The following is a 25,637-nucleotide window of genomic DNA, read 5'->3' as shown; positions in this document are numbered from 1 at the left end:
CAAACCCCTGTTAACGCAGGGGTTTTTGCTTTTCTGGGGGGACCCTCGACGGGACACAAATCGGGACACATCTCATGATGCGCATCCCACACCATCTTGTTCGCTCGCCCTCCGGGCTCTGGTCCTTCCGGCAACGGGTCCCCACTGATCTCCAGGCCATGATTGGCCTACGCACCTTCAAACGCACCTTGCGCACATCCGAACTGGCCGTGGCCCAGCTGCGCGCCTTAGGCTTGGCTGCGCGTTATGCTCGGGCCTTCGACGTGTTGAGGGAACAACGCATGGAAACGAAGGACGAAGACATTGGCGCACTGCTGGATCGCCTGACCAGTGGTGACCCGCTGAAGCAGCTGACCTTGAATCGGACGAAGGCCGCAGACGGCACGGTCACCGAGCACTGGCAGATCGACACACCCGAGGACGTGACGCTCTATCAGCAGATGATGGAACTGACGGCCCAGCGGCCGAGCGCTCTTTCTGAGCTCATCCGGAATGAGGTTGCACCCCTCCCCCGGCCAAACCGCGTCTCCAAGCCCGCGGTGGAGACCATTACGCTGGGCAAGGCCCGGGACGCTTGGCTGGCTAGCATCCAGCCCGGCTGCCTGCCGAAAACCTACACCATCAAAAAGACCGCCATTGAGGCATTGACGGTCTTTTTGGGCGATAAGGCCAAGCTGCACTCCATCACCCGGTCGGACCTGGCTCGGTGGTATCAGTTCATGCGAGATGGAGGAGCGGCCACGCCGACCCTGACCAATAAACAGTCCTACATCGGCGGCAAGGGCGGATTCTTCGAGTGGGCCATGGCCTCCGGCCACTATCCGAAGGGCGACAACCCGGCAGCCGGCCACATCACCTACTCCACCCGGGAAAAGCGTGCCCGGAAGAAGTTCGGGTTTAAAGCCTACGACGCCCACCAGGTCCAGGCGCTGTTCGCCCCGGCAGCCTTTGAGGAGCTGGCGCTGTCCGCCCGCTGGGCGGCCTTGATCGGGCTTTACACGGGCGCCCGGGCGTCAGAGGTCGGCCAGTTGCTGGTCGAAGACGTGCTGACGGTGGATGGCCTCCCCTGCATTAGGATTTCTGACGAGGGCGAACACCAAAAAGTGAAGACCGAGGTCAGCCTGCGCACCATTCCCGTCCATCCAGACCTCGTTGAACTGGGCTTCCTGGACTGGGTGGAGGGCCTGCGCACCCAGAAGACACCTCGACTCTTCCCAGCCGCCAAGGCGAACGCCAAAAACGGGGCGGGCAACTGGATCACGAAGGCCTTTGGCAGGCATCTGGAGCAGGTAGGGGCGAACTGGCCCGCGGCCAAGAGAGGGTTTCACTCTCTGAGGAAAACGCTAATTCAAGAGCTCCAGGGCGCCGGCGTCGTGTCCGAACTCCGGGCGCAGTTGGTTGGACACGAGCTGGACGATGAGCACCATGGGACCTACAGCAGGACCTTCACGGTCCGGGAAAAGCTGGAAGGCCTTAAAGGCGTCTCGCCGGGGCTTAAGGTGCTTTCGTATGGGTTGAATCTGCCAGTCCTCAGGGGTCTCCTGACCGGTTAGAGCCCTAAACGCCCGTCGACAGCGGGTGAAGCGGTGTGTCTTTTAGGTTTTCAACATCAGGAGGATGTATGGGACGGCGAAGCGGCTTAGAAGGGTTCTTGCGAGCAGCCGGGCGGGCAGCGGCAGCGGCAGAGCGGGAGACCAAACGCCAACAGAGGATGCAAGCCACTCAACAGAGGCAGCTGGAACGCCAAGAGCGTATGGCCGCCGCCCAGCAGAGACGGGAACTTCAGGCCTTCGACAGGCAAGAGAAAGAGGCCGCTCGGCAAGCCAAGGCGGACTACCTCCAGGACCGGCAAGCCGAGGCAGATGACCTTAACGCCGAGCTCAAAGACCGTCTGGAAGAGTTGGAGGGCTTGCTGCTGCATACCCTGTCCGTGAACGACACCATCCGCTTAGACAGCCTGCGCCACACTGATCCCCACCCCGCTTTCGAGGTTCCGAAGGAGTTAGTGCCGGGCTTCGCACCAGCCGCTGCCGAACCCATCCCGCCGACGGGTCTTGCCCGCTTTTGGCCGGGAGCCGGGAAGAAGCACGCGGCGGCAATAGCGGCGGCGCAACAGGCTCACCAGCGGGTTCTGGACCAGTTCAATCGCGCAGAAGCGCAGAAGAAGCAGCGCTTGGCCGACTTAAGGGCCCAACACGAGACCGCTCGCGCGCTCTACGTCGCCGACGTGGCCCGCCGAAACGCGGAAGTGGATGAGTTCCAGCGCGCCTATCGGGCGCATGAGCCAGACGCCGTCGTTGCCTACAACGAAATGGTTCTGACGCGCTCCGAATACCCGGCGGAGGGATTCCCACAAGCCTTCAAGCTGGCTTATGCAGAGGCATCTAAGGAGCTGGTCATTGAATACGACCTTCCAGAGCTTTCTGTCGTGCCGTTGGAGGCCGACTACCGTTACGTCAAAGCCCGTGATGCGATCGACTCCAAAGCCCGCAAGGCCAGCGAAATCAAGACGCTTTACCAAGACATCATCGCCTCAATCGCTTTACGGACGCTGCACGAGGCTTTTGAAGCCGACCAAGCCGAAGCGTTGGCGCTGGTGACGTTCAACGGCGTGGTGGACACGCACGATCCCAGCACCGGGCAAGAGGTCCGCGTCCCGGTAGTGTCCGTCCGCGCTACCAAAGAAGCCTTCCTTCAGCTTCGACTTGAGCGCGTAGAGAAGGTTTCCTGCCTGCGCAATCTGGGCGCGCAGGTGTCCAACAGACCGGACGAGTTGCAGGCCATCAAGCCCATTGTCGAGTTCAACATGGTCGACAAACGCTTCATTGCGCAGTCGGACGTATTGTCGGGCCTGGAGGCACGGCCAAACCTGCTGGAGCTTACCCCAGGCGAGTTTGAAGCGCTCGTGTCCAACCTGTTCAGTCGGATGGGGCTGGACACCAAGCTGACACGCAGTTCCCGAGATGGCGGGGTGGATGCGGTCGCGTTCGATACCCGACCGGTGCTCGGGGGAAAAGTAGTTATCCAAGCCAAGCGCTACAAGGACACGGTCGGGGTCAGCGCCGTGCGCGATCTCTACGGGACGATGCTTAACGAGGGGGCGAGCAAAGGCATCTTGGTGTGCACCAGCGGCTACGGGACCGCTGCCTTTGACTTCGCCAAGGACAAGCCCATTGAGCTGATCGATGGCGGAGGCCTGCTTTATCTTCTTAGAGAGCACGCCGGGCTGGACGCTCGCATTGCGAGCTAGGGACGCTCGCCCAGGATTCGTTCAATGGGACGTCTGGCATTGGTCTAAAGGATGTCTCCGAACCAGCACGGCACCTAGGGATCCAGCCTCATGCTGGGCTGGATCCGTTGCGATGCCTAAGCAAAGGGAGCAATGCTCATATTTGTGAGCTCGCGCAAGTTCTGACGCTTGCGGGTTCGGGGATTGGTGCTTCGATGTGAACATCATTCACCCATGGAGTTCCAATGCCCGCCAATGTTGAGTTACGCATCGCCAGCCGTCTCTTGCCCGCTTTACTGTCGCAGAGTGAAACGCGCGAACTAGCCGACCGCGAAGCCGACATCCAGCACGCACTTGATGTTGCCGCTGCGCTGATGCGTCGCTTCGCTGCATCCCCCTCCGGCCAAATTCAACAGGCCTACGCCCCCAGTCCAGGAGGCCGGTCGTCTCCACGAGCGGCGACAGTGGACCGAGGTCAGGAGCCGCCAACCTTCGTGTCCCAGGAGGACTGGCGACGAGCCAGGGGGCTGGGCCCCGCTCCCACGCCAAAGCCCAGCCGAACGTCTCCGGCAGGCCTCTCCCTCCGTTGAGCCCCACTGACAAAGAGCCCCGCATTTTGCGGGGCTTGTTCGTTTAGTGCAGGGAGGGGGGCCTCGGCCTGAGAACCGGCAATGGCACCTCCTCGGCAATCGGCGGGACCTCGAGCAGCTCAGGGGCGAGTTCGCTGGGCGCCGGCATGGCCTCCAGCTCTGCTGCCCGGCGAACGACATCAGCGTCTACCATCGCCAGCGCTTCTGCCGATCCCCGGAGCCGGGCTTTCTCCAACTCCCCCGCCCGCTGCTCAAGAACGGACATCCGCCGCTCGCGCCGATGGGTCCATTCGGGTCGCGAGTAACACGTGGAACCAGGCGGGTAGTCCGAGTTGAAGCGCTCCCACTCCTGCAGGGCGATGTGATGCAGTCGCTCGGCCCTCCCGAGGGCAATCAGTCGCGTCGCACGCCCGAGGACCGCGTTCCGCAGCGCACGCACCCGGATGACTGCTTTTGCGACCCATTGCCGGAGGGCCGGTGTCTCTCCTGAGCCCGCCAGCACATCCCGCACCCATTCAAGCCCGGCGCGAACGCGCTGCACGGAGAGATCCGCCCTGGCCCGTGCCACTTCGTGCAAATCCCTCAAGGCGTTGCTCACGTGCTCCAATAGGCTCAGCGGAACTGGGGCTAGGGCCTCCTCTGTGGCACGGCCGGCAATGGCAGGCAAGCGCATGCCCAACATGCCCCGAATCTCCAGGCCGGGCGCAAGCTGCGCAGACCGCACGGAGCGCCCTCGTTCGGCATTTCCCGCCGAGGCTAGTTGGGGATTCCCCGCCAACTCCTCTCGGCCCGCTGCTTGGTCGAGAAACACCAAATGCTCAGCGTTGATGGTTTCAATGGCTTCGTTCTCCGCCGCCAGCCGGCTGTCCATCCCCTTACGGACCCGCGCGACCGCGTTTTTGCCTAAATGCTTCGTCGGTTCCCTGGACAGCGCAGCCGCCTGAAGCTCGTCGCCTCGGTCCGAGGCGGCCCGCGCTTGCTCGGCCAAGCTGCGGTGGTCGACGGACGCCGACAGCCCCGCAGCTTCCAGATGGGCGTTGGTGGTTTCGGCGACCATTTCCCGGATCCACTGAACCTGCGACTTTCCAGATACCCCGCCATCGAGCTCCCTGGTCTTCTCCCCGAACCCGTCCGGCCCTATGCGCCTGGTGCTGGCCAGCATGTGGACGTGATGGTTAAGCCCGTCAGGGGTTCCCGGGGAGTGGATGCTGGCTTGGAGAGCGAACTTGTAACGGTCGACCAGGGCCTCGGCAATCGCGAAGGCGAGCTGGGCGCGTTGCTCGTCAGAGAGCTCGTGAGGCAGGGACAGCTCAATCTCACGGGCGACGGTGGCGTCCTTGCGCCGCTCCGCCGCCTCGGCGACGGCCCATAGCTCGCCAGGCAACAGGGCCCAGTCAGGCGCGTCCGGAGGAGCGAGGCAGAAGGTTTCGACAACGCCGCTGCGGCGGCGATAGTCGTGTTGCTGCCCGGTGAGGAAGTCAGCGAGCAGCAGGCCGCCTCGGTATGCGGCGGCGGCCACGGCGGATTGCCCTTTGCCTCGGCTGAAGGTTTTGATTGAGGTGTGGAAGATGGCCATGAAGATTCCTGTGAAGACAGGTTCTTTATGGACCAGCTTTTGCCGTTGGCAAGCCTCGCAGAGGCTTGGGGTTCCAGGGGCGAAGCCCTTGGCGCACGCAATGTGAAACATTGCCTAAGTGCGCTGTTGCTTCGATCGCTTTCCAATCAAGGCTCGAGGAAAGGGAAGTTGCCGCAAGGTTCGCGCCCGCCCAACCACGCCTATGCATCACCCTCGTTCTTCAGGCTCTTGGCTTGCTCCCACATTTCAACCACACGCTCACGGAAGGGCCAAAGCACCAACCTCAGCATTGTCCACCAGAGCGCGACTGTCCCCACGTTTGCCAACTGGTCGTCCGAAATGAGGCCGTGGCCGTAGCGATTCCGGAGGTTGTGCCCAGCCTTGTGCGTCAGCAGCGCCTTAAGTTCCAAAATCAAATCAGGCGAGAGAACGCTACCCACATCGGGGTGGGCCAAGAGCTCGTTGAGGGATTTTTCCTCCTCAGCGCCGTCCGTCACATTGCTTTTGGACAGAGTGTGGATGCCGGCCCGTTTGAATGCCGCGCGCACAAATGGCTCGGCCTGGGGAATGAGAAACACCGCAGCCTCCTCCCAGTCCAGCTCAAGGCCCGCTAAGATTCCCCGTGCCAACGACCATTCATGGCCGCGCGGCGTAACCGGCGAGCCATGCAGTATTCCAACGATGTCGGCCAGGGTAGGCTCAAACTTACCCTGGAGAACATCGAGAGCAGCGGGTATAGCCACCTGCGCCAGGATGGGATGATCGTGCTGCGATACATGATTCACCATGCGCCGCTCCATCTCCGCTTCATCAGAGGCGTCAAATGGTGCGGTTGAGTCCACGGGAACCCCGTTGGCGTCATAGGTAACCTGACGAAACATCCCGGTAAAAACGAACCGCCGAGCGTTGTCTGTTACCTCTTTGCGAACCTGCTCAGCGTCGACCCAGTTGGAAAACGCAAAAGCCACTTGCAAGAGCGCGTCTGCCAGCGCCGGAGCTATGACGCGCTCTCTTATTTGCTTAACGACTGAGGACACGTCGATCTGGTGAGAAAAGGTGCTCATTTCTCCGAGAATGCAAGACCTGATGTCAGCCAGCTCTGCCTGCAGCTCCTTGATGCGGGTCCTGTCGCCTTTGTGACGCCGCAGCACTGCGATTCCCTCATTCATCCAATCGGCCCGGAGCATGGCTTGCCCTGGCGCTTGAGCCAAACCGATCAATGCATCCGCGGTCTTGTGATGGGCTACCTGTTCCTGCGAAGAATTCTTTGCCGCCAGCCACAGCGCAGCAGCCTGACGGAAAAGATCCACTGCCTCTGGGGAGGGACCGTTGGCCATTAACGTGTCGCCCTGATGCTCAAAAGCTGCTGCGGCCTCCGCAGCCATGGAACGATTTCGCTTCCGGATCTCTTCAGCGATCGGGATGCTCACACCCGGCCAAGACTTTTCTAGGCCTTGATGCATAAGCGTCTTTGCGGAAGTCCACAGTGCATCCGAAAACTCGGCATCGTGCCGAAGGTATCGCCATCCCAGCTCCATTGCCCTCTGTAGAGCCTCTCTTCGAGATACCGCATGGTCATTCGAGCGCATCGAATACTCAAGGTGTGCGCGAGCTGCCATTGCCCCCAGTTGCCAACCAGATCTTTCGTAGGCTGGAGCCACCTGTAAGGCCACGTCTGAGAGCCGCGCACGAACCCACGCATCTGAGGCCATTTCAGCCATCATCTCAAGGGCATCCAGATCGTAGATGCCCAGATCTTCCGGCGCAGCAGAACGGCCGTTACTCATCTGAAGCGCCGCCGAGTAGGGCTGTGGGGTCCCCACAACCATGTGCATTGAGATAACCGCTGAGAGCAGATGCAAAATCGCGGCATCCTGGGGGTGCTCCTCCTTCATTTCATCACTGCGTTTACGTAGCTCAGCTACGCTGGTCCAGCGGTTAACCGGGCCAGACAGACTTTCGAGCTCTCGCTGCCAGTCGAACGTGCCCAGATCATCCTTGGACACCGGTTCACTTAAAATACCTACTTTGACGATCTCCTCATGGGGGGTGTCGGCCTGAGCATCTGAAGCTGTCATTTCTTCCTCCTTAAATCCGTTTGGACGCTTATCCAATTCGCCAGAGGCCAGCGCCAGTCCCCATAGGCTCAACGCACAACGCGTCCCATCTAGGGATAGCCAGCACGATGGGGCCTGCCTCCTATGCCGCGCTGATTCATGCCTTTATGGTGGAGCTTGGCTCAGAGCGGAGCCACCGCCACGTTGAAGTTATTGCCGATTCGAACGTCAGGCAACAAGGCGCAGCGATCCTCGCCGCCTTTGCGCTCCTCGGTTCGCTTTTCTACCATTTCAGCTCTGATTATCACGGCCAGGGAAGCTAAGCAGGACCTAAAACGTCGCTATCCGCAATCCACGACATCCATCCCGATTCCGAGTAACCGGCTGTGGCGCTGAGGCCCATGCCCCCCGGGCGGACCGTCAGCGACGACAGTTCATCTCGGGATTGGAGAAAGAAGGGACCATCGACCCCCATCACGTAGTGGTCGCCTTGGAGCGCGTCACAGTGGGAACAATGGTTAGCCCAATATTTGACGCCAGCCGTCTGCGACTGGCCGACACGCAGGAGCGGCGCAGTTCGGAGGATGACCGCCTCAGCGGCAGGATCAAGAACTTCGGCGTATTGAAGGACAGCAGCATCAGCAACCTCCAGTTCGCCCTCCTCATCGAACTCTGTGAGGCGAGGCACCCAGATCGCAGTGACCACGGTCCCAGAGCCACACTTCCAACACGCCATGGGAGCCTGGAGCAAAGCAAAGCTAGGCGCTTGGAGATTGAAGTCAGTCACGGCCAGAATCCACATAGTCCCCACGGTCCCAAGATCGGTAGCGCCAAGGGAGGACCTCCTCCAAGGCTGTTATCCGCGGATCTGGCATCAGTGATAGCGCAGCTGTGCTCAAATGCAAGCGCTCCAAGCGATCGTTAGGCACGAACAGCCACGGCTTAACCGTCCAATCGGCTGGGATGCCGCAATCCCTAGCCAGGGCTGTCCGCAGACGTTCCCAGTGCTCGTCCCAGCTCTTCAACCGCTTCAGCAGAGTCGGTAGGCGGGCCGCATAGGAGATTTCGCACAGGTAGGCAGCCCGGTCCCGGACGTTTACAGCGACTGCATCGCAATACCAGTGGGGTCCGCTGGTGTCCGGATTGCTGCCCGGATTCAACTGGATGCAGCACTGGGGATTGACGAAAAGCCTGCGGTCTGCCCGCAGGAAGTCTAGAACCACCCCTTCGAAATGATCCACCCTTCCCTCACGGTTCGAAGAAAATCGACCCCGTAGGCCGTAAAGCGCTGCCCTGGCCGTCGCTGTCAACGTCGCCTATCGGACTCGTCCGTGGCTACGTCAATCTCAAAATCCGCAACCAGCCACCCATAGGTGTCCGCCAGAGCGTCAGCAATGTCCGCGACGGTCTTGCACTCCACCACTGCTTCAGTTGGCAGAGCGGCTCCCCCCGACCACTCAATGTTACGAACACGAAACACGCCCATGGATGTCCTTTCGGTGGACTAGAACGGTAGCAAAAAAGGTTCTGACGTTTCCCTAGCCCCGGAAGTCACCTACCTCCGCTGCACAACGAAGACAAGCCCAGCTTGCTTCAGACGTCGGGCCAATTCCTCCACCTCAGTCAGCGTAGGCTTGGCAGTAAATTCAAACCGAATGTCGGCGTCTTCGAGACCAGGAATAGTCAAATACTCCTCGAAGGCGATGTAGGGAGTGCTTCCTAACTCGGGGGCCCCATCGCACACCTTGAGGTGGGGAACGGCCTTATGCACTGAAACGGTCACTGCAACCTCCGTTCTTACAATCGTGAGAGTTCCTTTATACCCTGCCGGCGCCTACCAGGGTATGTCGTCATCGGACGGCACTGAGGATGTCGCCTCGACTTCCGAGTCCGCTGCGGGCGCCATCATCTCTAGCAATCGCTCACCCTGGGACAGAAGGTGGTCGTAGGTCATGACCGTGATTCCGTGCATCCGACGATTGAGCCCATGAAGTGCCCGCTGCTTTTCTTCGGTCCAGTCATGCGAGCGTCCTATGACGATTGTCGCGCGTGGGTGATAGGCCACGACCTCCTTATGATCAAGCAATCCTTTGTCCGCGAAATCGTGAAGCATGTCCAAGTATCGGTGGCATTGACCCACCGCCTTGGAAACGTCCGCAGAGAAATAGAAGTTCTTGTGAGCTTTGTCATAAAGCAGCACATCCATGTCAGGCCGCTTCAGCTCGACAATGTCTCTGTAGCCAGCAATGACGTTCGGCAGCATCAGATCTATGCTGTCCCCGGTGGTGATTGCCCGCACCTCGTCCCGAACGACATAGGCGTTACCAAAGGCCCAGCAATGCTTCTCACACCACGATTGGTAGGTGTGTTCGGCTGTGTCGCCCCCTCCTAGACGCGAGCGCAGCTCAGCAACGGCCGATCGCATCTCGTTAAGACGAATGGAACCCCGTAAAGCGGCAGTGAGCTCATGGGTCAGTTCAGTGCTAGCAAGATGTTCGACTAGATCCGAATGCGACAGAACTTTAGTCAGGGCCGCTACCAGAGAATGAGGGTCGTGCCCAGTGAGGTCGACCGAACCATTCGACACCTTGATTAGGATGAACTCGCCCGCCTCGCCTTGGTTGGCCAGAGGTAGGTGACTCTGAAGGTATTTGAATAGCTTGAGCGTCGAGACCTCAGTCAGGTTAATCGTTTTTTCCTTGTCTTCGACCCAAGACGAACCCTTCGTCTTCGTGAAGCCCTCGAGCTTCACTTTGAATTCGGTGCGGTCGCTATGTGGGATCAAGAATCCCAAAATATGCAGCTTGGTCCGCGTGGTCTCATTGAGAACCACGACCGGAACGTAATCCAATTTGCCACTGCTCGCTGTCTTGCGGACCAGCTTCGCTACCTCAGGCGACTCGCTCATGCTTCCGTTCCTGATCCTTGGCGGTCACCGCCGTTCTTGGGCCTGGTCGATTAGATGATGCAGCGCGAGGGCCCTGTCCTGCCACGTGTCCACGTTCCAGGAAGGATGATAGACCCAGGTCATGAGGGCTGAGCCTCCAGCGTAGTCCAGCGACCAGATGTCCCGTCTTTCAATATAGCGCCGACGCCCATTGAGCCGGTTCACTTCCCGCGCCAGGAATGGGGGCAGGCCCTCTTCACGCCTGCCGTGACGGAGGAGTCTCCACGTGGTCCGGCCTAGAGCCAAGACAACGGTGGGTTTGAGGATTGAAAGTATCTCTTCCACCAACACGTCGCCGCCTGCCAGAAGCTCTTTGTTCCGGGGGCGCTGGTTCGCTTGCGACCCAGCGAAGGCCTGAGAGAGGTTCGCGAAGGCCACCCTCCTCCAGGCGTCGGCTGCCTCCTGAGCGTCCGGCTTCCCGTCCGCAGTGAGCACTGAATCCAGAGCCTTGAAGAAGGGTCCATCCTCAGGGTGCCGGATGGGCTCCGCCATCCCACGGAAAACATCCCGGGTGAACGGCCTGGTTACTTCCAGTGAGTCGCTCATCCCCTCTTTTCGGTAGTGCGATTCGCCCAGCAGCAGGATCCGCTGCCCGTCCATCCCATCCCAGTAACGGTCTCCCCAGTAAGGAAGAAAGCGAACGGTGTCAGGCCACTGGTGCTCGTCAAGATTCAAATCTGGACCGCCGACCGATCGTGGCCGACCCGGTGCAACCTTACTCATGTGATTCCCTGGCTCTCACGCCCCAAAAGAGACCGGCACCGACCGATGCCGGTCCGTGGAACTATTTCTTGCCTTTCTTCCCCTTGTCGGGGGCTTGGCTTAGCGCTGAGGCTGCTGCGGCCTTGGACTTGTCGCCGGTTCGACCGTCGCGCAAAACATCACTTGCGGCCTTGGCTGCTTTCGGCCCCGTCTGTTCGTTCTTCGCCATCGCGTCTCTCCTCACCACCACTTGGTGACTATCGAAGGATATGAAATTCGCCCTGAATCCTTGTTAGGATACATTCGTGGTTTATCTGGCGTTCATATTCAAATAGTCAGTTGGTTAGCTTATATCCGTTAAACAGTACACTAATGACTCCGAAAAAGTATGTCCCGCGCCAAGTCAACCCCTTGATTTTCCTGTCGAAATATCCAACTCGGCGTCGGAATAATCTTGAGCATGATTGTCCAAAAGGGGGCGCTTTGGGCAACGCCTAAGGCCAGAAAGAAAACGACCATTTTTGATTGACGATTTTTAAGCCTGTCGTATCCCTACTTCCATCCTTCAGATGGAAGCAACGCAGTGAACTCACCCGCTCAACAACACCTCAACTCTTTCTTGGCCGACCCCATTGGCGCGCTCAAACTCACCAACGTTCGTATCGGACGTGTCCGCATCGGCGAGATGATTGTCAGCGGCCGCGAGGCCGCCATCCACGCGCAGGAAATCATCAACGATGCGTGCGAGCGTGCCCGGCGTGCGCGCCTTGGCAAGCACGGCACCCGCTATCCAGAGCCATTGCCCGTTGCGGCTCCCGCGCGGCTTCTTTCGGTGGAGATCAGCGACTACTTGGCTGACCGCGAGCGCATGGGGCTGGCCCGCAACACCATCGAGGCCACCGCCAGGACCCTCAAGCTGCTTCAAATGGCCTGTGGCGAGATCCCGGTCTCACGCATTGACCACGCGCACATCTATCGCCTTTGGGATCTCATGCGCTGGGCTCCGCCTCTTTTGCTCTCTGATCCTGTCTATCGCAACTGGACGTTCGATGAAGTGGTTGCGCAAGGGAAAAAACTTGGTGTCAGCCCACCAGCGCCGGCGACACTTGAAAAGCACCGTCGCTTCTTGTGCACGTTCTTCACTCGCCTCGAAAACGCAAAGGCAATCGCGGCGTCGCCCATGAGGGTCTTTGCAGAGGTCAAGAAGGACTTGGTGGTCGATCCTAACAAAGCGGAGAGGTTGTTCGATGAGGCGGACCTGCAGCGGATTTTCGCGCCCCAGACCTTCATCCCCTGGGCAATCAAAACACCTCACCGCTGGTGGGTGCCGATGATCGGGCTTTATACGGGGGCTCGCATCAATGAAGTCGCTCAGCTGAAGCTTGCGGACATTGTTCAGGAGAGCGGGGTTTGGTGCATCCGCATCCAAAAGACCGTTGATAGCGACCTTAGCCACAAAGACCGGAATCGAAGCCGTCAAAGCCTAAAAGGCAAAGCCGCGGTCCGCACCCTGCCCATCCCCCAACCATTGCTCGACGCAGGATTCCTGCTCTTCGTGGAAGACATCCGTGCATGCGGGCATCCAAGGCTATTCCCGCACCTCTCTGCCGGCGTGCGACGCGACACTGGGGAAGCAAATACGCGCTACAGCGCAGGCATCCTCAACCAGTTCAGTCGCTACATGAAGGATCTCGGCTTCGCTTCTGGCGTCGGCTTTCACGCGTTTCGCCACACCATCGCAACCGAGCTCCATCACCTAGGCGTCTCGGACGAAGACATTGCCTTGATCACAGGCCACTCCGTCAGCAAGCGGGTGCCGGTGCTGCATGAGGCGTATTTCCACAAGAAGCCAGCGCAGGCACGACTCAAGCAAATCAGGATGTTTGAACAGTATCGGCCTGACGTGAAGCTGCCGGTCTACCAGGCTGGACAGTTCAAAGCGCAGCTGGCTGACCCGAGGAAGTTCTATCCATGAGGAAGGAGCAGTGAGGTGAGTGCGGGTGGCAAGGGCGCTCCTCAGCGCCCGGCATCGAAGACCGAGACTCTCACCTGCCAATCCTCGCCCAGGCGGATCCTGCCGATCACATGCGCGCCTTGGGAAGACGACGACGTGCAAGAAAAGCCTGATGGTAACGCCGGCGTTATGCCTTTAACCGGCACTACGGTCGCCGGCGGAGCTTCTGGGTAACGGAGTGCGGCGACGGAGTATCTCTACAGCCACCCACGCCTGCGGCCGATCAAGATTGAAGCCAAACCGAGTCCAACCATGAAGGCAACAGCAATCCAGAACCCCTCGGTTTTAAGGCTGAAGAAGTTGGCCTCGAAGTTCATGCCGAGCGCGCCGGCGATGACGGCCAGCAGACCCGTCACAACCGTGACAAAGGTCAGCAGCTTCATGCGCTCGTTGGTCTGAAGCTCGGTCTGGGTGCTGAACAGCTGGAAGCTTCCAACCACGAGCTCACGGGCGTTTTCAACCACGTCCAAGGCCCGCTCGTAGCGGTCATCCAAGTCGCGCAAATGGCGGGCCACGTCCTCTGCCCCGTCGGGAACAAAGTCCGGCCGCGACAGCCCGTCGAACACGACCCGGTGGGGCGCAAGCATTCGACGGAGCCGTGAGGCCGCTCCCCTAAGGGCGCAGAGTTGAGGCAACGCCGATCGGCCCGGCGGCTGGTCGGACAGGATGCGGCTCTCCAGGCGCTCGATCTCGACCTCAAACAGGCCCACTGCGGAGAAATACGTGGACAAGTGCCAGCCGAGCAACGCGGCAACAAAGCTCGCCTCGCCCAAGCAACCGATATCACAGACCGTCTCAGGCTCCCGGGCCCGCATCTCCGCCAAGAACTCGATGTCCTCAGCGTGGTGGGTCAGGACGAAGTTGGGTCCGGCCACGATGGTGAGGACGGCGCCTCGAAAGTCGAGGTTCGCCCCGGGCAGAACAGCAACGACGCGCGCCATGAAGTGGTTGGCGAACTTCTCCAGACGGGGATTGGTGGCGATCGGCCTGGTCGGTAACGATCCCTCTCCCAAGTCCAATGCACCCCAAACCCGCGCTACCTCCGCCTCACTCGCGCCGCATAGGTCAACCCAGAGCAACTCGTCGTCCCCGGGCACGTTGTTACGTAGTTCCAATACATCTAACGAGCAGCTGTGTTGCTCTCGATAGAGGGTGATGGTGACACCAGTGGAGGGGGCGACAGACGTGTCCATGGCCAAATTTTGCGCAGGCCAGGCTAGACCCAGCGTGAAGATTGGAAAGGAGGGTCAACGCAGTGGCAATCGGTTACGCAATGAGGCTTGTAACCGGCTCGGTAGGCGCTCTCCGCGAGTCGTCTTGTGCCCGTCGGACGTAACCAGGGTTGCGAGGCATCCGAACAGCGGCTCCTGTGAGCCACTGCTCACACAGCGAGGCATAGCATCAAAGCCCCGCCCCAAGCGCCCTCCCATGAACTCCACCCAAGCTTACCCCGCCGTGCACGGTGATATTCTTCTGCTGGAGGACGACGCCGCGTTTGCTCCATTGCTTCGCGAGGTGCTGTCCATGGCTGGATACGACGTTCGCCTCGCCAGGTCAGCGCCTGAGGCCTTGGCGCACATCGAGGTCGGGTCGCTTGCGGCGGCCGTGCTGGATTGGCGGCTATTGGGTGACAGCGCCGAGGAGGTCGCCGACCGGCTCCAGTCTGCGCGCGTCCCGTATGTCTTTGCCTCCGGGGCCAGCGCGACCGCGGTGCCGGAACGCCATAGATGGGCTCCCTTCTTCGCTAAACCGTTTCGCATTACTGCATTGATCAATGCCCTTGAAGAAGCCCGCGCCGCCGGTGTTCCCGCCAGGGCCTGACATTCCAACTTACTCCAAAGTGGGGCTTCTGTGGCCAGGATTTACGGCGCTGTTGGTCACCTCCACAGCACCGTCACGTCTTGCGGCCAAGGCGACGGCGGCGGGTTCTCGCCAAGTTATGGGGGTGCTTAGAACAGCTCATGCTGGGCTGCGGGATAGATTAGGTCCTGGCCCACCCCACGTGCCATGGGATTCAGCGGATGGGGTTTGGGCTCTGCGCTAGACACGATGTGCAGCACCTCATGGCCCCGGTGGGTCAGCAAGTCTGAAATAAGGCGTCGATGGCAGCGCCACCACGGTGCCTCTGCGCACATAAGCGCTGTCCGGTGCGCGCCCGCAAGGGAGATGACCTTCTCTAGGCCACTGGCGAACTCGGCAGAAGCCATGTGGTCCGCATAGCCCTGGAAAGCGGCGTTATCCCAAGCGTCGTTCGGAGAGTCCGGCTGCACCCTGCGCCGACCACCGAGCTCCGGCACCCACACATACACCACGCCAACAGTCGGCAGTGCGTGGGCCATTTGCTCGGAGGCGAACCAAGGGTGGCGACGAGAGCCTGGGAAGCGGCGCACATCCGCAATGGCCGCGATATCATGCGCGGACAGAAGCCGCAGGAACTCGTCCCAGGGCCGAGTGGAGTGGCCAATGGTCCAGACAGTTGATGGGTTTGTGGTGCCGTATTGCACGGTGTGCAGCCCATGGGAGCGGGTGGGGATTACCTGCCTGGGTGCCGCTGCAGTGCTGCAGCTGTCGGCCCTACCGCTTTGCCGACTTCGCGGAGTTCATCCGCAGAGACTCCCTAAGGCCGTCGTCCAACAGAGACGCTCGTAGTCTACATTCACCTTAGTGCGGCCGCGATCACGGTCGCGGGTATTGCTCTTGTCGCCTGACATCGCTGGGTTCTCAGACGGCGGCCTCAAGTGAGGCACCTTATCAGGCCTCACACCTTCACCGAAGCGTCAAGGTTCTCTGGCTGGGCGTCTTGTTGCACCTGCGCCCCGCACTGGGCCCAAAGGTTCTCTTTTAGCTCGGCCATGGCGATCTTCGTTGGTGGGTGACCGCAACCTACCCATGGATACATGTGCCCAGGGCGAGGTCCCTGTGAAGGGAAAGCGCGTCGCCGCTGAGAGAGCGACGTTTAAAGACTCGAGTTCAGCCTTTCCCATGGCGGGAACCAAAGCCCCGACGCCGATGCGTGGAAAGCGCGGGGCGCACTGACCGTTGTAGGCGCAGGGCCGGCCCATCGCCCGGCGGATACGATCCGCTGTCCATGGCGTGGCAGTCTCTATGCCGCCGCCCCGCCGATGTGAGGCTCCACGTCGCTGTGGAGGTGTTCCATCGCCGTGACTGGATCAATCAGACGTGCGGGGGAGCGAAAAACTCCGGCCCGGTCGTCTTTCACCGTCGTCCGCAATTGGCTGGGGCCGGCCGGCAGCCACCGCATGCTCCAATAGGGGCCAGGCTTCGTCCCACGTCCGGGTTCCATGACATTGGGGTGCAGCGACGAGCGCTGGGTCCTCTGGTATGCGACCGACACGCCATCCTCGGGGTCCTCAAAATGCCCTTCCCGCCCCCCACCCTGAGCTCTTGACTGAATATTTCAGCTTCGGCATATGTCGAAAGCCATCTACCGCTGAGGCGCCCAGTTGCTAGACTCTTGGTAAGCGTTTCCACAGGGGAAGTGGGTGTATATCGAAATCCACCAGAGGCGTGGCATCTGGGCGCACGTCACGGGAGCAGCGGGCTGGCGCTGGCGGCTTAAGACGCGCGACGGCATCGTGCTAATCGACGCGCGGGAAACCTTTGAGGATCGGGATACATGTCTGCGCATGGTCTCATTATTGATTGCTGGCGTGAGGGCGCCTGTGGTGGATGCAGAGACGCTTCGGGTGCTTAGATCATCGGCAGGCCACTGGGTAGTGGGAAAGGACTTTGTGCCTTAGACTTCGCGGCAAACCCAGCGATGTCTTGTCTTTCGCACCTTGGCGATCCCCCTGCGCATTTGTGCAGATGCTCCTACACACTCCTTCCCTGCGCGCCGAATCCCTGCGCTAGGCTAGGGTGCAGCCCCCAGAGAACCCGCATTACGTGGAACGCGGTGCGCGCTCGGGTGCCCGGCAAAGGGCGCTTAAGTTGTTCGTAAGTCGGCAGCTTGGGGTCAGGACGAATCAAATTCGCCGCTCACGCTACATGTTAGGTTACAGGTCATCCGCTTCGAAGGAATGCCACTTGAATGCTTAAGTAGAAATACCGAATATTACCCTCCTTATCTACGGGTGTCTTAGCCCCGGCCGCCCTGTAGGGTGGGTCAACATCCAGCAGTTTTCAGCGACACTTTGATTGATGGACAGCTGCAACCACAATAGACAATGTTGACGGAGGGCAGTAGTGTTGAACCAGCCGCGACCAGAGAGTTGTCAGAAAATCCGAAGGCTGTTGATAGCGGACGACCATTTGATTGTCGCCGAAGGGCTGGCAAGAATCTGTTCCAACTTGGCGGACACGATCGAACTGGTTGTCTCCGGTGAGCAGCTGCTCAGAAGCGTGCGGAGATCGCCTCCAGATCTAGTAATCGCGGAGACGGCGCTGCCGCTCATCTCTGGGCTCGATGCAATGAGGGTTGCAAAATCGGAGGGTTTCGCCTTTCCGTTCTTGTTCCTGACGAGGCATCGCGACGCGGCGGAGGCGGCGTTTGCCATGCGTCGGGGCGCTGGGGGCTATCTCTCAAAGGCTTCGGACGAAGCCGAATTGCTCCAGGCGTTGGCGGTGGTATGGGCGGGCGGCAGGTATGTATCCCCATGGGTCGTGGCTTCGGGAGGGTGCTTGGATCCGGCCCTATCACACGGCCTGAGCGGCACGCAGGTGGGCATCCTTAAGCAACTCGGTCAAGGGCTGAGAGCAAAAGAAATCGGATACGCCAGGGGACTCTCGACCCGAACCATCGAACACCACAAGTTCGTAATGTCTCGGAAGCTCGGCGTCCACGGAACCGTAGAGCTCGTAAGAAAAGCAAGAGAGATAGGAGTCATTTAGGAACACGAGACTCAGGGGCCATAAAAGCAAGTCACTGACGAGGGAAACGCGAAACCTGGGCGTGGTTTGACCGGCTTGCCGTATTCCTACAAGATCATCGCGCAAACCCTCTGCTGCTTACCTTCGGACTCTAACGCCAGCAGTCCAGCCCCCGTCTACCCCGTCTAGCTGCCGCCTTCGGTGGGCGCCACGGCCGGGAGGGCATTTGGCGCCTCGTTCGGCTGGTTGGAGAGTCGCCAAATCAAAAACCCTCCCTGTTCGATAGTGGGTATCAATCGATTACCGTCGCGCGCTTGGGTCTCAAGTTCGTCGAGGAGCGCCGTGCTGGCCGCAAATGCCGTCACGGCGGAGTCCACACGCTTTGCGGCATCGGCGAGCTGTGAGGGGTCGAGGGAGGTTCCCTGGCATACGAGAGAGATCAGGGTGGCCTTTCCCAAAGTAGTCAGTCCATGTTTCGGAGGCTTCGCGATCAAGACCCAGATCAACCCATCCGCGATCAGCTCATCCGCTCGGCGGCGAGAAGGGTGAAAGCCCTGCGCCACCATGCACAGGTCCGCCAACAAGCGGAGCTGCTGATCTTCGGAGCTTGGCTGAAGCAGCTTACTCATGGGGCCAATTTGCCAGCAGCCCCTCCGAAGTTCAAGGCCATTCGACGCTGCGACGCCATCTATTCATTGTAGGAGAGGCCATCGGCGTCGCCCTTCTTATTCGCTCCCAGGCGTTTCACTGGAACATATGACGATCCGGTTCACCGGCCGGGAAGTCACCTTTAGCGACGGCCTGGCTGCGGTCAGTTCGAGCTTCCCTGACGGGCTGCTCCAGGGGCGTTTCATTGCTGCTGCGCACCGGGGATCGGCGAGTCCTCCCGATCTCGTTCCATGGCAAGCTCCTAGGCGTTGGGACGAGCGCCCGGCCCACGGGGTTCATTGGTCGGGGCGGTCAGGGTAGCAGCGCTTGACGCCGCGAGCAGGGTCAATTTCTTGTCGGCTGTTGCAGCACGCCAACGATGCTATGCCATGACGGACCGTTGTAGGTCGGCCGGTATCAACGGCAGCTTCATCGCCCCCCGGTCTCCTTCGAAGCGCTTTCCCGCGACTCTTAACCTTCGAGCGCGATGAGCTCCTTTGCGACGGCTTCAGCGCGCAGAAGCGCTTCCAGCAAGGTGGGAAAGGATGGGGTCGGTTCAGCATGGCTGGCACCCCCGTGCAAGCGCACCTCTAACAGGCGCCAATCCTGGGGCGACTCTTGCCATACCTCCGCGGTGTAGTTCCTTCCCGCAATGGCTAGCGTAACGCTGCTTTGACGACCATCAGCTTCTTTACTGCCCATGAAGAGCTACCTACCCTCAGATCGGCGGGGCGGACAAAGACGGCACTCCTGCCGCGCCCTGTTCGGCTGTCGATCAAAAAATAACATGTCGTTTCCCCAGACCAATGTGTTTCAGTAGTCAGGACCTGACCATTGTGCACGGAAACCCGCGTCCCAACGACAAGCAGCAAGCTTATCCATCTGGCACGGCCTTTTCGCACCACTTGCCCTCGGCGTCTCTCCACCGCACCCCAGACGGGATACCAGTGCGGGCCTGTTCTCGCCGAGCCATCTCAAACGCGCACTTGAACGCATCCCCGAAGTGCTGATAGAAGATCGGGGACTCCTCGGGAATCGCTGGAAGCCACCCTGGCGTCACTGACCATCCCTTGTTGACTGGGGTAACAAGCCAATGTCGCATTGAGTGATCGACCATTTGCTGCCCCCTGGTGGGTATGTCCGCCTTTCAGGCATTGCACTCCAGCTTGCCAGTGCAACTAGCCAGTTCGATAATGGAGGGGCGACCAGATGCTCCGAACGCTCGCTCCCCGGCTACATCATGCTGGCAGCCGGTGCAGATGATGCAGTAGGGAGAGCGGCACCCATCGCAAGCTCTGCCAATGTGTCCAACACACACGCGTGCTCCCCTATGCCGGGACATGCGGGTTGAGGTAGGACAGCAGGTGCTCCATTGCCGACCTCGGCCTCTCCCTGCGTCTCTCGGATCGGATAAAGCCCATCCAGTCGGCGTGGGCGACGTTGCGAACTTGGCCGGGGTCGGCCAGGAGCCAATGCATGCGCCAATAGGGGACCAAGCGGCGGGCCAACGGGCCCTGGCTCAGCACAATCAAATCCGAATGGGAGGTCGAGATGCAAACCCGGTGATAGGCCGCATCTACTCCTTCCTCGGGGCCTTCCAAGTATTGAAGGAAGCGGTGCCCATCAAAGAGAAGGACGCCCGTTACATCGGCTTCCGAATTGAAATCCGCGGCTTTAGCTATCAACCCATCCAGGCTCATCCGATCCCACGGGCCCACGACGTGGCTGACATATGCGAGTGCTCGCAACGACATGCTGTCCTCCTATACGGTCTCCCGCCCCTCTCTTCCCGACCGCCAGTATCAGACGAAGCCCCCAGTCGCAGACGACGTCAAAGCCGCCCCCCTATGCTTTCAGCATGGCCAGATAGCGGCTTAGGCGCCGGGGGATAGGGATTGGAGCGTGCTTCTGAGCTCTTTCAATCGGAACGGCTTTTCCATCAGAGGAGTCCCCTTGAATCGCTCAGGGAGATGGGCTGATCCGAATCCCGTGGTAAAGACGAAGGGAATGCCTAACCGTAACAGCGCATCGGCGACGGGGAAGGAGTCCTCGCCGCGAAGGCTCACGTCGAGCATGGCCATATCAAAATCGCCTCCTTCAACGCAGCCAAGCGCCTCAGGCAGCCCCCCCGCCTTTTGGCTCACGTCGTATCCCAGCGTCCTAACGGACTCCTCAAGGACAGACATCAACGCCGGCTCATCCTCGACCAAGAAGACGTTCAGCCTTTTTTTGTCGGCACTCATTGCCATATCCTTCGGGCTGCGTTGACAGCCTCTTCACACCACGTTTTCATCCTAGTGTGATCCTTATGGCGAAGGCCTGTGTAAACACCGCGTCAAATACTTGATTCACCGCACATTTTAGCGAGCCTTTCGGCCCGTCTGAGCCCAAAAAGGAACCGCAGTGCTCCCAACGCAGAACCCGCAAGACGTTTTGAACGATGAGTCTCGTCAGTTTGCGTTGTTGGTCAATTCCGTCACCGACTACGCTATCTACATGCTCGACAAGAACGGCACCATCCAGACTTGGAACCCTGGCGGCCAGCGCATCAAAGGATACGACGCGGCCGAGGTCATCGGCACCAACTTTTCCCGGTTCTATCTACCCAACGAGGTCGCGGAGGGCATGCCGGCGCGAAACCTGCGCACGGCGGCTGAGGAAGGTCGTTATGTTGCCGAGGGCTGGCGGCTGAGAAAGGACGGCTCGCGCTTTCACGCCAGTGTTGTCATTGACCCCATCTGGGTCGACGGACAGCTGTTAGGGTTCGCGAAGATCACGCGGGACATCACCGAGCGGTTTGAGGCCAACGAAAAACTGCTAAAAACCCAGCAAAGCCTGTTTCAAGCCCAGAAGATGGAGGCGATCGGGAAGCTCACTTTGGGCTTGGCCCACGACTTCAACAACCTGCTGGCCATCATTGTGAACTGCTTGGACCTGGTCGCCGTCCGGGTCAAGGACCCCGTCGTGTCCCGGCTGGTCGACACAGCATTGCGCGCAGCGGAGCGCGGGGCGCTGCTGACCCGCCAGCTTCTGACCTTCGGTCGGGGTCAGCCCTTGGCCCACGAGGCGCTCGACCTGGGCACGGTCTTGGCGGAGATGAAAAGCTTGCTTCAGCGGTCCGCCGGCGAGAGCATCGAAGTGGCGATGGAGGCGGAGCCAGGACTTCCTACCCTCTACCTAGACAAGAGCCAGTTGGAATCGGCAATCCTTAATCTGGTGTGCAACAGCCGGGACGCCATGCCGACAGGCGGGCATGTGCGGATCACGGCGGCTATGCAGCGAATCAGCGACCCTTCGGTGTCAGAGGCTGGCCCGCGAACCTGTGCTTGCTTGCGGGTCACGGACGATGGAGAAGGCATTCCGACGGATCAGCAGGCGCGGGTCTTCGAGCCGTTCTTCACTACCAAGCCCGTCGGACGGGGCAGCGGACTGGGGCTGAGCCAGGTGTTCGGGTTCACCACCCAGTCGGGCGGATTCCCTCTGCTGACCAGTGAGCCAGGGAAGGGCACCGCCATCACCCTTTGCTTCCCCGTTTCAGAGCCCTGATATGCCGATCAACGTCCTATTTGTAGAAGACGAGGCCGACCTTCGCTCGGTTGTGGTTGAAGCCCTCTCCCAACAGGGCTTTTCCGTTACCCCCGCTGCGAACGGCGTCGAAGCCATCACGTTGCTGCGCGGAGCAACTCAATACGCCATCGTCGTGACAGACGTGAACATGCCTGAGGGCGTGTCCGGCTTGGATGTGGCACAAGAGGCCGCCGAGACCCAACCGTCCGCCCGGGTGCTGGTGGTCTCTGGTTTGCAGCGGGCACAGCTGCCCCCCATCCCTGCTCACGCTCGGTTCCTTCCAAAGCCCTATCGCTTCAAACAGCTGATCACTGCGATCCACGACCATCTGGGCTAGCAGGCCCAGCGCACCCTGCCCCTACGGACGCCTATGGCCACACTAACGGTCAGCGTTCCTTCCCTGTCGACCCAGTCGTAGATCTGCCCCGCAGGATTTGGTTCGTGAAACGGGGCGTGGACCGCGCCGACCCGCCCTGGGGTCTATGGACTGGTTTCGAAAGCGGTTAGTGGCTTCTACTGAGGCTTTGAGTAACGGCTCCTTAGAAACTGCTCATCGCTTCCAGGAAGTGGCATCCCTGTCCGCTCCAGTGCGTATTCACGCACGTTCGGGTCCGCCGCCGCGCAAACAAGGTCAAGAGCTGCAGCAAGCAACCGGAGACCTGCTCTTCATACTTTTCTGACCAACCAGGAAGCTGCTTTTGTAGATCGCACAGCAAGCTGTCGATTTCAACTCGGGGGCGCATGGCTGGGCAGCTTTCCAAGGGTTTCTTCCACACTCCGACCTCGCCTTCTATGGGAACGAGGCCCTTCTGGGCATGGCACCAACGCGAGGACGCGGCGCCCCGGGTGGGGCTTGTATCGCTACTCTTGGCCTTGGTCGCCTATCCCTCCATCACCCCTCGACGTCGCCTCCCTCGTTACCGACGCAATGTTGGAGCCGGGGCGGACTGCGAGCGTTTTCGCCTCGCGTGGCAGTCGCTTCGGCGTGCCTGAGAGGCCCTCAACGGACTCCTTTCGTTGCTAAGCCCTTGGCTATCATCACCTGGTAAGTGCTCTGTGAGAAGGACGGCCCATCGCGGCACTAACCGCCGTCAACTACACGGCGGCCGGAGAATCACGAAAGTTTCAACCGCCCTTCACATAACGTCCGCTGGATCCGGTCCAAGGTTGAACTTCTCCCATCCTCAATCCAGGAATTTTACGCATGGCGATTAAGACCGCAGAAGAGCTGTTCGTGCACGAGCTGTCTGACATCTACAGCGCTGAGAAGCAGTTGACGAAATCCCTGCCCCGCTTGGCCCGCGCGGCGGAGAACCCCGAACTAGCGGCGGCCTTCGAGACCCACTTGGAGGAGACCGTTGGTCAGATCGAGCGAATCGACCAGGTCGTGGAAGTCTTGGGAATCCGCCTCAAGCGCATCAAGTGCGCCGCCATGGAAGGGCTGGTGGAAGAAAGCAAGGAAGTGATCGAGTCGATTGAGAAGGGGCCTGTGCGTGACGCCGCGCTGATCGGTGGCGCCCAGAAGGTCGAGCACTACGAGATCGCCTCCTACGGGACCATCGCAGCGCTTGCCAAGCAGCTGGGATACAAAGATGCCCTGCCCTATCTTCTGGAGACCCTTGAGGAAGAAAAGTCCACCGACGAGAAGCTCACCCTGCTCGCCGAACAAGGGGGCAATCAGAAGGCCGCGGCAAGCAAATAACGAAATGACCGGCGGGCCTCGGGCCCGCCCTTGATCTGGATAGAAACCATGTGGCGTCGAAACGGGTTGTCGATTGTCCTCGCCGTGCTTACGGTGCTGTTCTTGATCGCCCAGGCCGTGACAGGTTGGAACGTTCACAACGAGGAGCTGGCGCAACACGGGCAAGCTGCCGTGGGCTTCGGCACCTACTTGACCACGGGGCACTTCAGCAGCGCGACCTTCGAGAACTGGGAGAGCGAGTTCTTGCAAATGGGGATGTATGTCCTACTCACAGTTCGGTTGCGCCAGCGTGGCTCCGCAGAATCGCGCCCTATCGACCCCAGTGAGGAGGAACCAAAAGTTGCCGACGGGCCGGCGCCTTGGCCCGTCCGTCGCGGGGGTCTTTGGAAACAAGTCTACGGCCATTCCTTGGCGATAGCTTTCTTGAGCTTGTTCGCGATTTCCTTTGCGCTCCATGCCTTAGGCAGTTGGCGAGCACGGTCCGACGAAGCACGCTTGCATCACTTGCCTGTTCCCAGCTTCCTTGAGCACCTGTTTAGCAGCGACTTTTGGTTTGAGTCCATGCAGAACTGGCAGAGCGAGTTTCTGGCCGTGTTCGCCTTGGTCGTGCTCACCATTTTCCTCCGCCAGAAGGATTCACCTCAGTCCAAGGCAGTGGAGGCCCCCCACTCGCAGACGGGGGACTGACATGCGCCGCCCCGCCCTGATTATCATCGATCTCTTCTCCCGTTTCGATTTCCCAGACGGCCAAAGACTTGCGCCCCTGGCCCTCAAGGCCGCCAAGAAGGTGCGCCAACTCCGAAACATCTTCGACGAAAAACAATGGCCGGTGATTTACGCCAATGACAACTTCGGTGACTGGAAGTGCGGCTTCCACCAGCTCGCCGAAGTCTGTCGGCACGAGGAAGGACCCGCGGGGGACATCGCCAAGTTACTTTTCCCGGGGCCGGACCACTACACGCTGCTCAAGCCGAAGCACTCGGCCTTCCTCGCCACGCCGCTGACGGTGCTTCTCGCCAAGCTGGGCGTCGACCAGTTGGTGCTTGTCGGCATGGCATTGGACTCTTGCGTGCTCGCCACCGCGATCGAAGCAAACTCTCGCGAATTTTCGACGGTGGTGGTATCAGACGCCACGGCCTGCATTGCGGAACGCAGACAGGCCGCGCTGAAGCTGCTGCGCTCGACAGGGGGCGTCGAGGTTTGCACGTCGGCGGTGCTTATGGGCCTACATGGCGATCATGGATAGTCTGCAGCCCCTCCCACGCCGGTGGATCGCTGAGGCCTCGTATACGACGCGGTTCACGAAAAGCTGGCGGGAATGTGCTTACCCTTTTAGCCATCTCTGCCTGAACCCAAAGGGGGACGCCAGTGATTGAGCAAGACCGCCTGTCTGCTTTGCGCTCATTGAACATTCTGGACTCAGATCCAGAGCCCTTTTTTGATTCGCTCACCCGGGCTGCACGATTCGCGGCAGAGATGCCCATCGCGTTGATCTCGCTGGTAGACGGGGGACGCCAATGGTTCAAATCCCAAACAGGCCTAGAGGGCACGCGTGAGACGCCACGCGACATCTCTTTCTGCACGTGGGCAATTCTTTCTGACGATGTCTTCGAGGTGGAAGACGCGTCAATTGACCCCAAATTTTGCAAGAACCCGTTGGTGCTCGGCCCCCCTATGTCCGACACTACGTGGGAGCACCAATTCAGGTGGCTGGGGGCCATCGCGTGGGCACCTTGTGTCTGCTAAGCCAGACGCCTGGCAGAGTAACAACGTCC

The 25,637-nt window shown here is 60.1% G+C and carries 21 protein-coding genes; 11 read left to right on the top strand and 10 right to left on the bottom strand.

From position 1 onward, the window contains the following. Nucleotides 1-77 precede the first annotated feature (77 nt). Entirely contained in the window at nucleotides 78-1,553 is a 1,476-nt protein-coding gene (locus ACGFZ3_RS00950; RefSeq protein ID WP_392917510.1) for a DUF6538 domain-containing protein, read from the top strand. Nucleotides 1,554-1,753: 200 nt separating this feature from the next. Continuing rightward, nucleotides 1,754-3,250, top strand: a complete 1,497-nt coding sequence (locus tag ACGFZ3_RS00945) for a restriction endonuclease (protein ID WP_392915170.1) — start codon at nucleotides 1,754-1,756, stop codon at nucleotides 3,248-3,250. A 612-nt stretch (nucleotides 3,251-3,862) separates the two neighbouring features. Here ACGFZ3_RS00945 and ACGFZ3_RS00940 read toward each other — a convergent pair. Then, complete coding sequence (locus tag ACGFZ3_RS00940; protein ID WP_392915168.1) at nucleotides 3,863-5,395, bottom strand: MobA/MobL family protein; 1,533 nt, start codon at nucleotides 5,393-5,395, stop codon at nucleotides 3,863-3,865. A 200-nt stretch (nucleotides 5,396-5,595) separates the two neighbouring features. Continuing rightward, entirely contained in the window at nucleotides 5,596-7,473 is a 1,878-nt protein-coding gene (locus ACGFZ3_RS00935) for a DUF4209 domain-containing protein (protein WP_392915165.1), read from the bottom strand. Nucleotides 7,474-7,580: 107 nt separating this feature from the next. Between ACGFZ3_RS00935 and ACGFZ3_RS00930 the strand changes: the two genes are divergently transcribed. Further along, on the top strand, nucleotides 7,581-7,775 hold the full coding sequence (locus ACGFZ3_RS00930; protein ID WP_392915162.1) for a hypothetical protein: 195 nt from the start codon (nucleotides 7,581-7,583) through the stop codon (nucleotides 7,773-7,775). 1,511 nt (nucleotides 7,776-9,286) lie between these two features. Here ACGFZ3_RS00930 and ACGFZ3_RS00925 read toward each other — a convergent pair. From ACGFZ3_RS00925 to ACGFZ3_RS00915, 3 genes are all read right to left on the bottom strand, one after another. Beyond that, entirely contained in the window at nucleotides 9,287-10,360 is a 1,074-nt protein-coding gene (locus ACGFZ3_RS00925) for a Shedu anti-phage system protein SduA domain-containing protein (protein ID WP_392915160.1), read from the bottom strand. A 24-nt stretch (nucleotides 10,361-10,384) separates the two neighbouring features. Next, the gene (locus ACGFZ3_RS00920; protein ID WP_392915157.1) at nucleotides 10,385-10,945 is read right to left on the bottom strand and encodes a hypothetical protein; all 561 of its coding nucleotides are present in this window, start codon (nucleotides 10,943-10,945) and stop codon (nucleotides 10,385-10,387) included. Between the two features lie 238 nt (nucleotides 10,946-11,183). Further along, on the bottom strand, nucleotides 11,184-11,330 hold the full coding sequence (locus ACGFZ3_RS00915) for a hypothetical protein (protein WP_392915154.1): 147 nt from the start codon (nucleotides 11,328-11,330) through the stop codon (nucleotides 11,184-11,186). 354 nt (nucleotides 11,331-11,684) lie between these two features. Between ACGFZ3_RS00915 and ACGFZ3_RS00910 the strand changes: the two genes are divergently transcribed. Then, nucleotides 11,685-13,076, top strand: coding sequence for a site-specific integrase (locus ACGFZ3_RS00910; protein WP_392915152.1), 1,392 nt, complete (start codon nucleotides 11,685-11,687; stop codon nucleotides 13,074-13,076). Between the two features lie 236 nt (nucleotides 13,077-13,312). Here the strand turns inward: ACGFZ3_RS00910 and ACGFZ3_RS00905 are convergent, their stop codons facing one another. Further along, the gene (locus ACGFZ3_RS00905) at nucleotides 13,313-14,308 is read right to left on the bottom strand and encodes a magnesium transporter CorA family protein (RefSeq protein WP_392915149.1); all 996 of its coding nucleotides are present in this window, start codon (nucleotides 14,306-14,308) and stop codon (nucleotides 13,313-13,315) included. A 235-nt stretch (nucleotides 14,309-14,543) separates the two neighbouring features. Here ACGFZ3_RS00905 and ACGFZ3_RS00900 point away from each other — a divergent pair, with 235 nt between their 5' ends. Beyond that, entirely contained in the window at nucleotides 14,544-14,936 is a 393-nt protein-coding gene (locus ACGFZ3_RS00900; RefSeq protein ID WP_392915146.1) for a response regulator, read from the top strand. Between the two features lie 128 nt (nucleotides 14,937-15,064). Here ACGFZ3_RS00900 and ACGFZ3_RS00895 read toward each other — a convergent pair whose 3' ends face one another. Beyond that, nucleotides 15,065-15,649, bottom strand: a complete 585-nt coding sequence (locus tag ACGFZ3_RS00895; RefSeq protein ID WP_392917508.1) for a DUF488 family protein — start codon at nucleotides 15,647-15,649, stop codon at nucleotides 15,065-15,067. Between the two features lie 1,672 nt (nucleotides 15,650-17,321). Between ACGFZ3_RS00895 and ACGFZ3_RS00890 the strand changes: the two genes are divergently transcribed. Continuing rightward, nucleotides 17,322-17,966, top strand: coding sequence for a response regulator (locus ACGFZ3_RS00890; protein ID WP_392915144.1), 645 nt, complete (start codon nucleotides 17,322-17,324; stop codon nucleotides 17,964-17,966). A 164-nt stretch (nucleotides 17,967-18,130) separates the two neighbouring features. Here the strand turns inward: ACGFZ3_RS00890 and ACGFZ3_RS00885 are convergent, their stop codons facing one another. From ACGFZ3_RS00885 to ACGFZ3_RS00875, 3 genes are all read right to left on the bottom strand, one after another. Beyond that, a complete protein-coding gene (locus ACGFZ3_RS00885) occupies nucleotides 18,131-18,574 on the bottom strand; it encodes a hypothetical protein (RefSeq protein WP_392915141.1) in 444 nt (147 codons plus the stop codon). 1,347 nt (nucleotides 18,575-19,921) lie between these two features. Continuing rightward, nucleotides 19,922-20,347 (bottom strand): BLUF domain-containing protein, encoded by a 426-nt coding sequence (locus ACGFZ3_RS00880; RefSeq protein ID WP_392915138.1) that lies wholly within the window; start codon nucleotides 20,345-20,347, stop codon nucleotides 19,922-19,924. A gap of 120 nt (nucleotides 20,348-20,467) precedes the next feature. Beyond that, nucleotides 20,468-20,836 (bottom strand): response regulator, encoded by a 369-nt coding sequence (locus ACGFZ3_RS00875; RefSeq protein ID WP_392915136.1) that lies wholly within the window; start codon nucleotides 20,834-20,836, stop codon nucleotides 20,468-20,470. 160 nt (nucleotides 20,837-20,996) lie between these two features. Here ACGFZ3_RS00875 and ACGFZ3_RS00870 point away from each other — a divergent pair, with 160 nt between their 5' ends. From ACGFZ3_RS00870 to ACGFZ3_RS00850, 5 genes are all read left to right on the top strand, one after another. Then, nucleotides 20,997-22,139, top strand: a complete 1,143-nt coding sequence (locus tag ACGFZ3_RS00870) for a PAS domain S-box protein (RefSeq protein WP_392915133.1) — start codon at nucleotides 20,997-20,999, stop codon at nucleotides 22,137-22,139. A gap of 1 nt (nucleotide 22,140) precedes the next feature. Then, nucleotides 22,141-22,497, top strand: coding sequence for a response regulator (locus tag ACGFZ3_RS00865; RefSeq protein ID WP_392915130.1), 357 nt, complete (start codon nucleotides 22,141-22,143; stop codon nucleotides 22,495-22,497). A gap of 867 nt (nucleotides 22,498-23,364) precedes the next feature. Continuing rightward, nucleotides 23,365-23,862, top strand: a complete 498-nt coding sequence (locus ACGFZ3_RS00860) for a ferritin-like domain-containing protein (RefSeq protein ID WP_392915128.1) — start codon at nucleotides 23,365-23,367, stop codon at nucleotides 23,860-23,862. 48 nt (nucleotides 23,863-23,910) lie between these two features. After that, on the top strand, nucleotides 23,911-24,549 hold the full coding sequence (locus tag ACGFZ3_RS00855) for a DUF6766 family protein (protein WP_392915125.1): 639 nt from the start codon (nucleotides 23,911-23,913) through the stop codon (nucleotides 24,547-24,549). A 1-nt stretch (nucleotide 24,550) separates the two neighbouring features. Continuing rightward, nucleotides 24,551-25,108, top strand: a complete 558-nt coding sequence (locus ACGFZ3_RS00850) for an isochorismatase family cysteine hydrolase (RefSeq protein WP_392915122.1) — start codon at nucleotides 24,551-24,553, stop codon at nucleotides 25,106-25,108. The last annotated feature ends 529 nt before the right edge of the window (nucleotides 25,109-25,637 follow it).

This window comes from Stenotrophomonas sp. NPDC047960, assembly GCF_043204395.1.
Lineage (GTDB): Bacteria > Pseudomonadota > Gammaproteobacteria > Xanthomonadales > Xanthomonadaceae > Stenotrophomonas.
The sequence above is the reverse complement of the archived record's forward strand: the minus strand, read 5'-3'. Positions and strand labels throughout refer to the sequence as shown.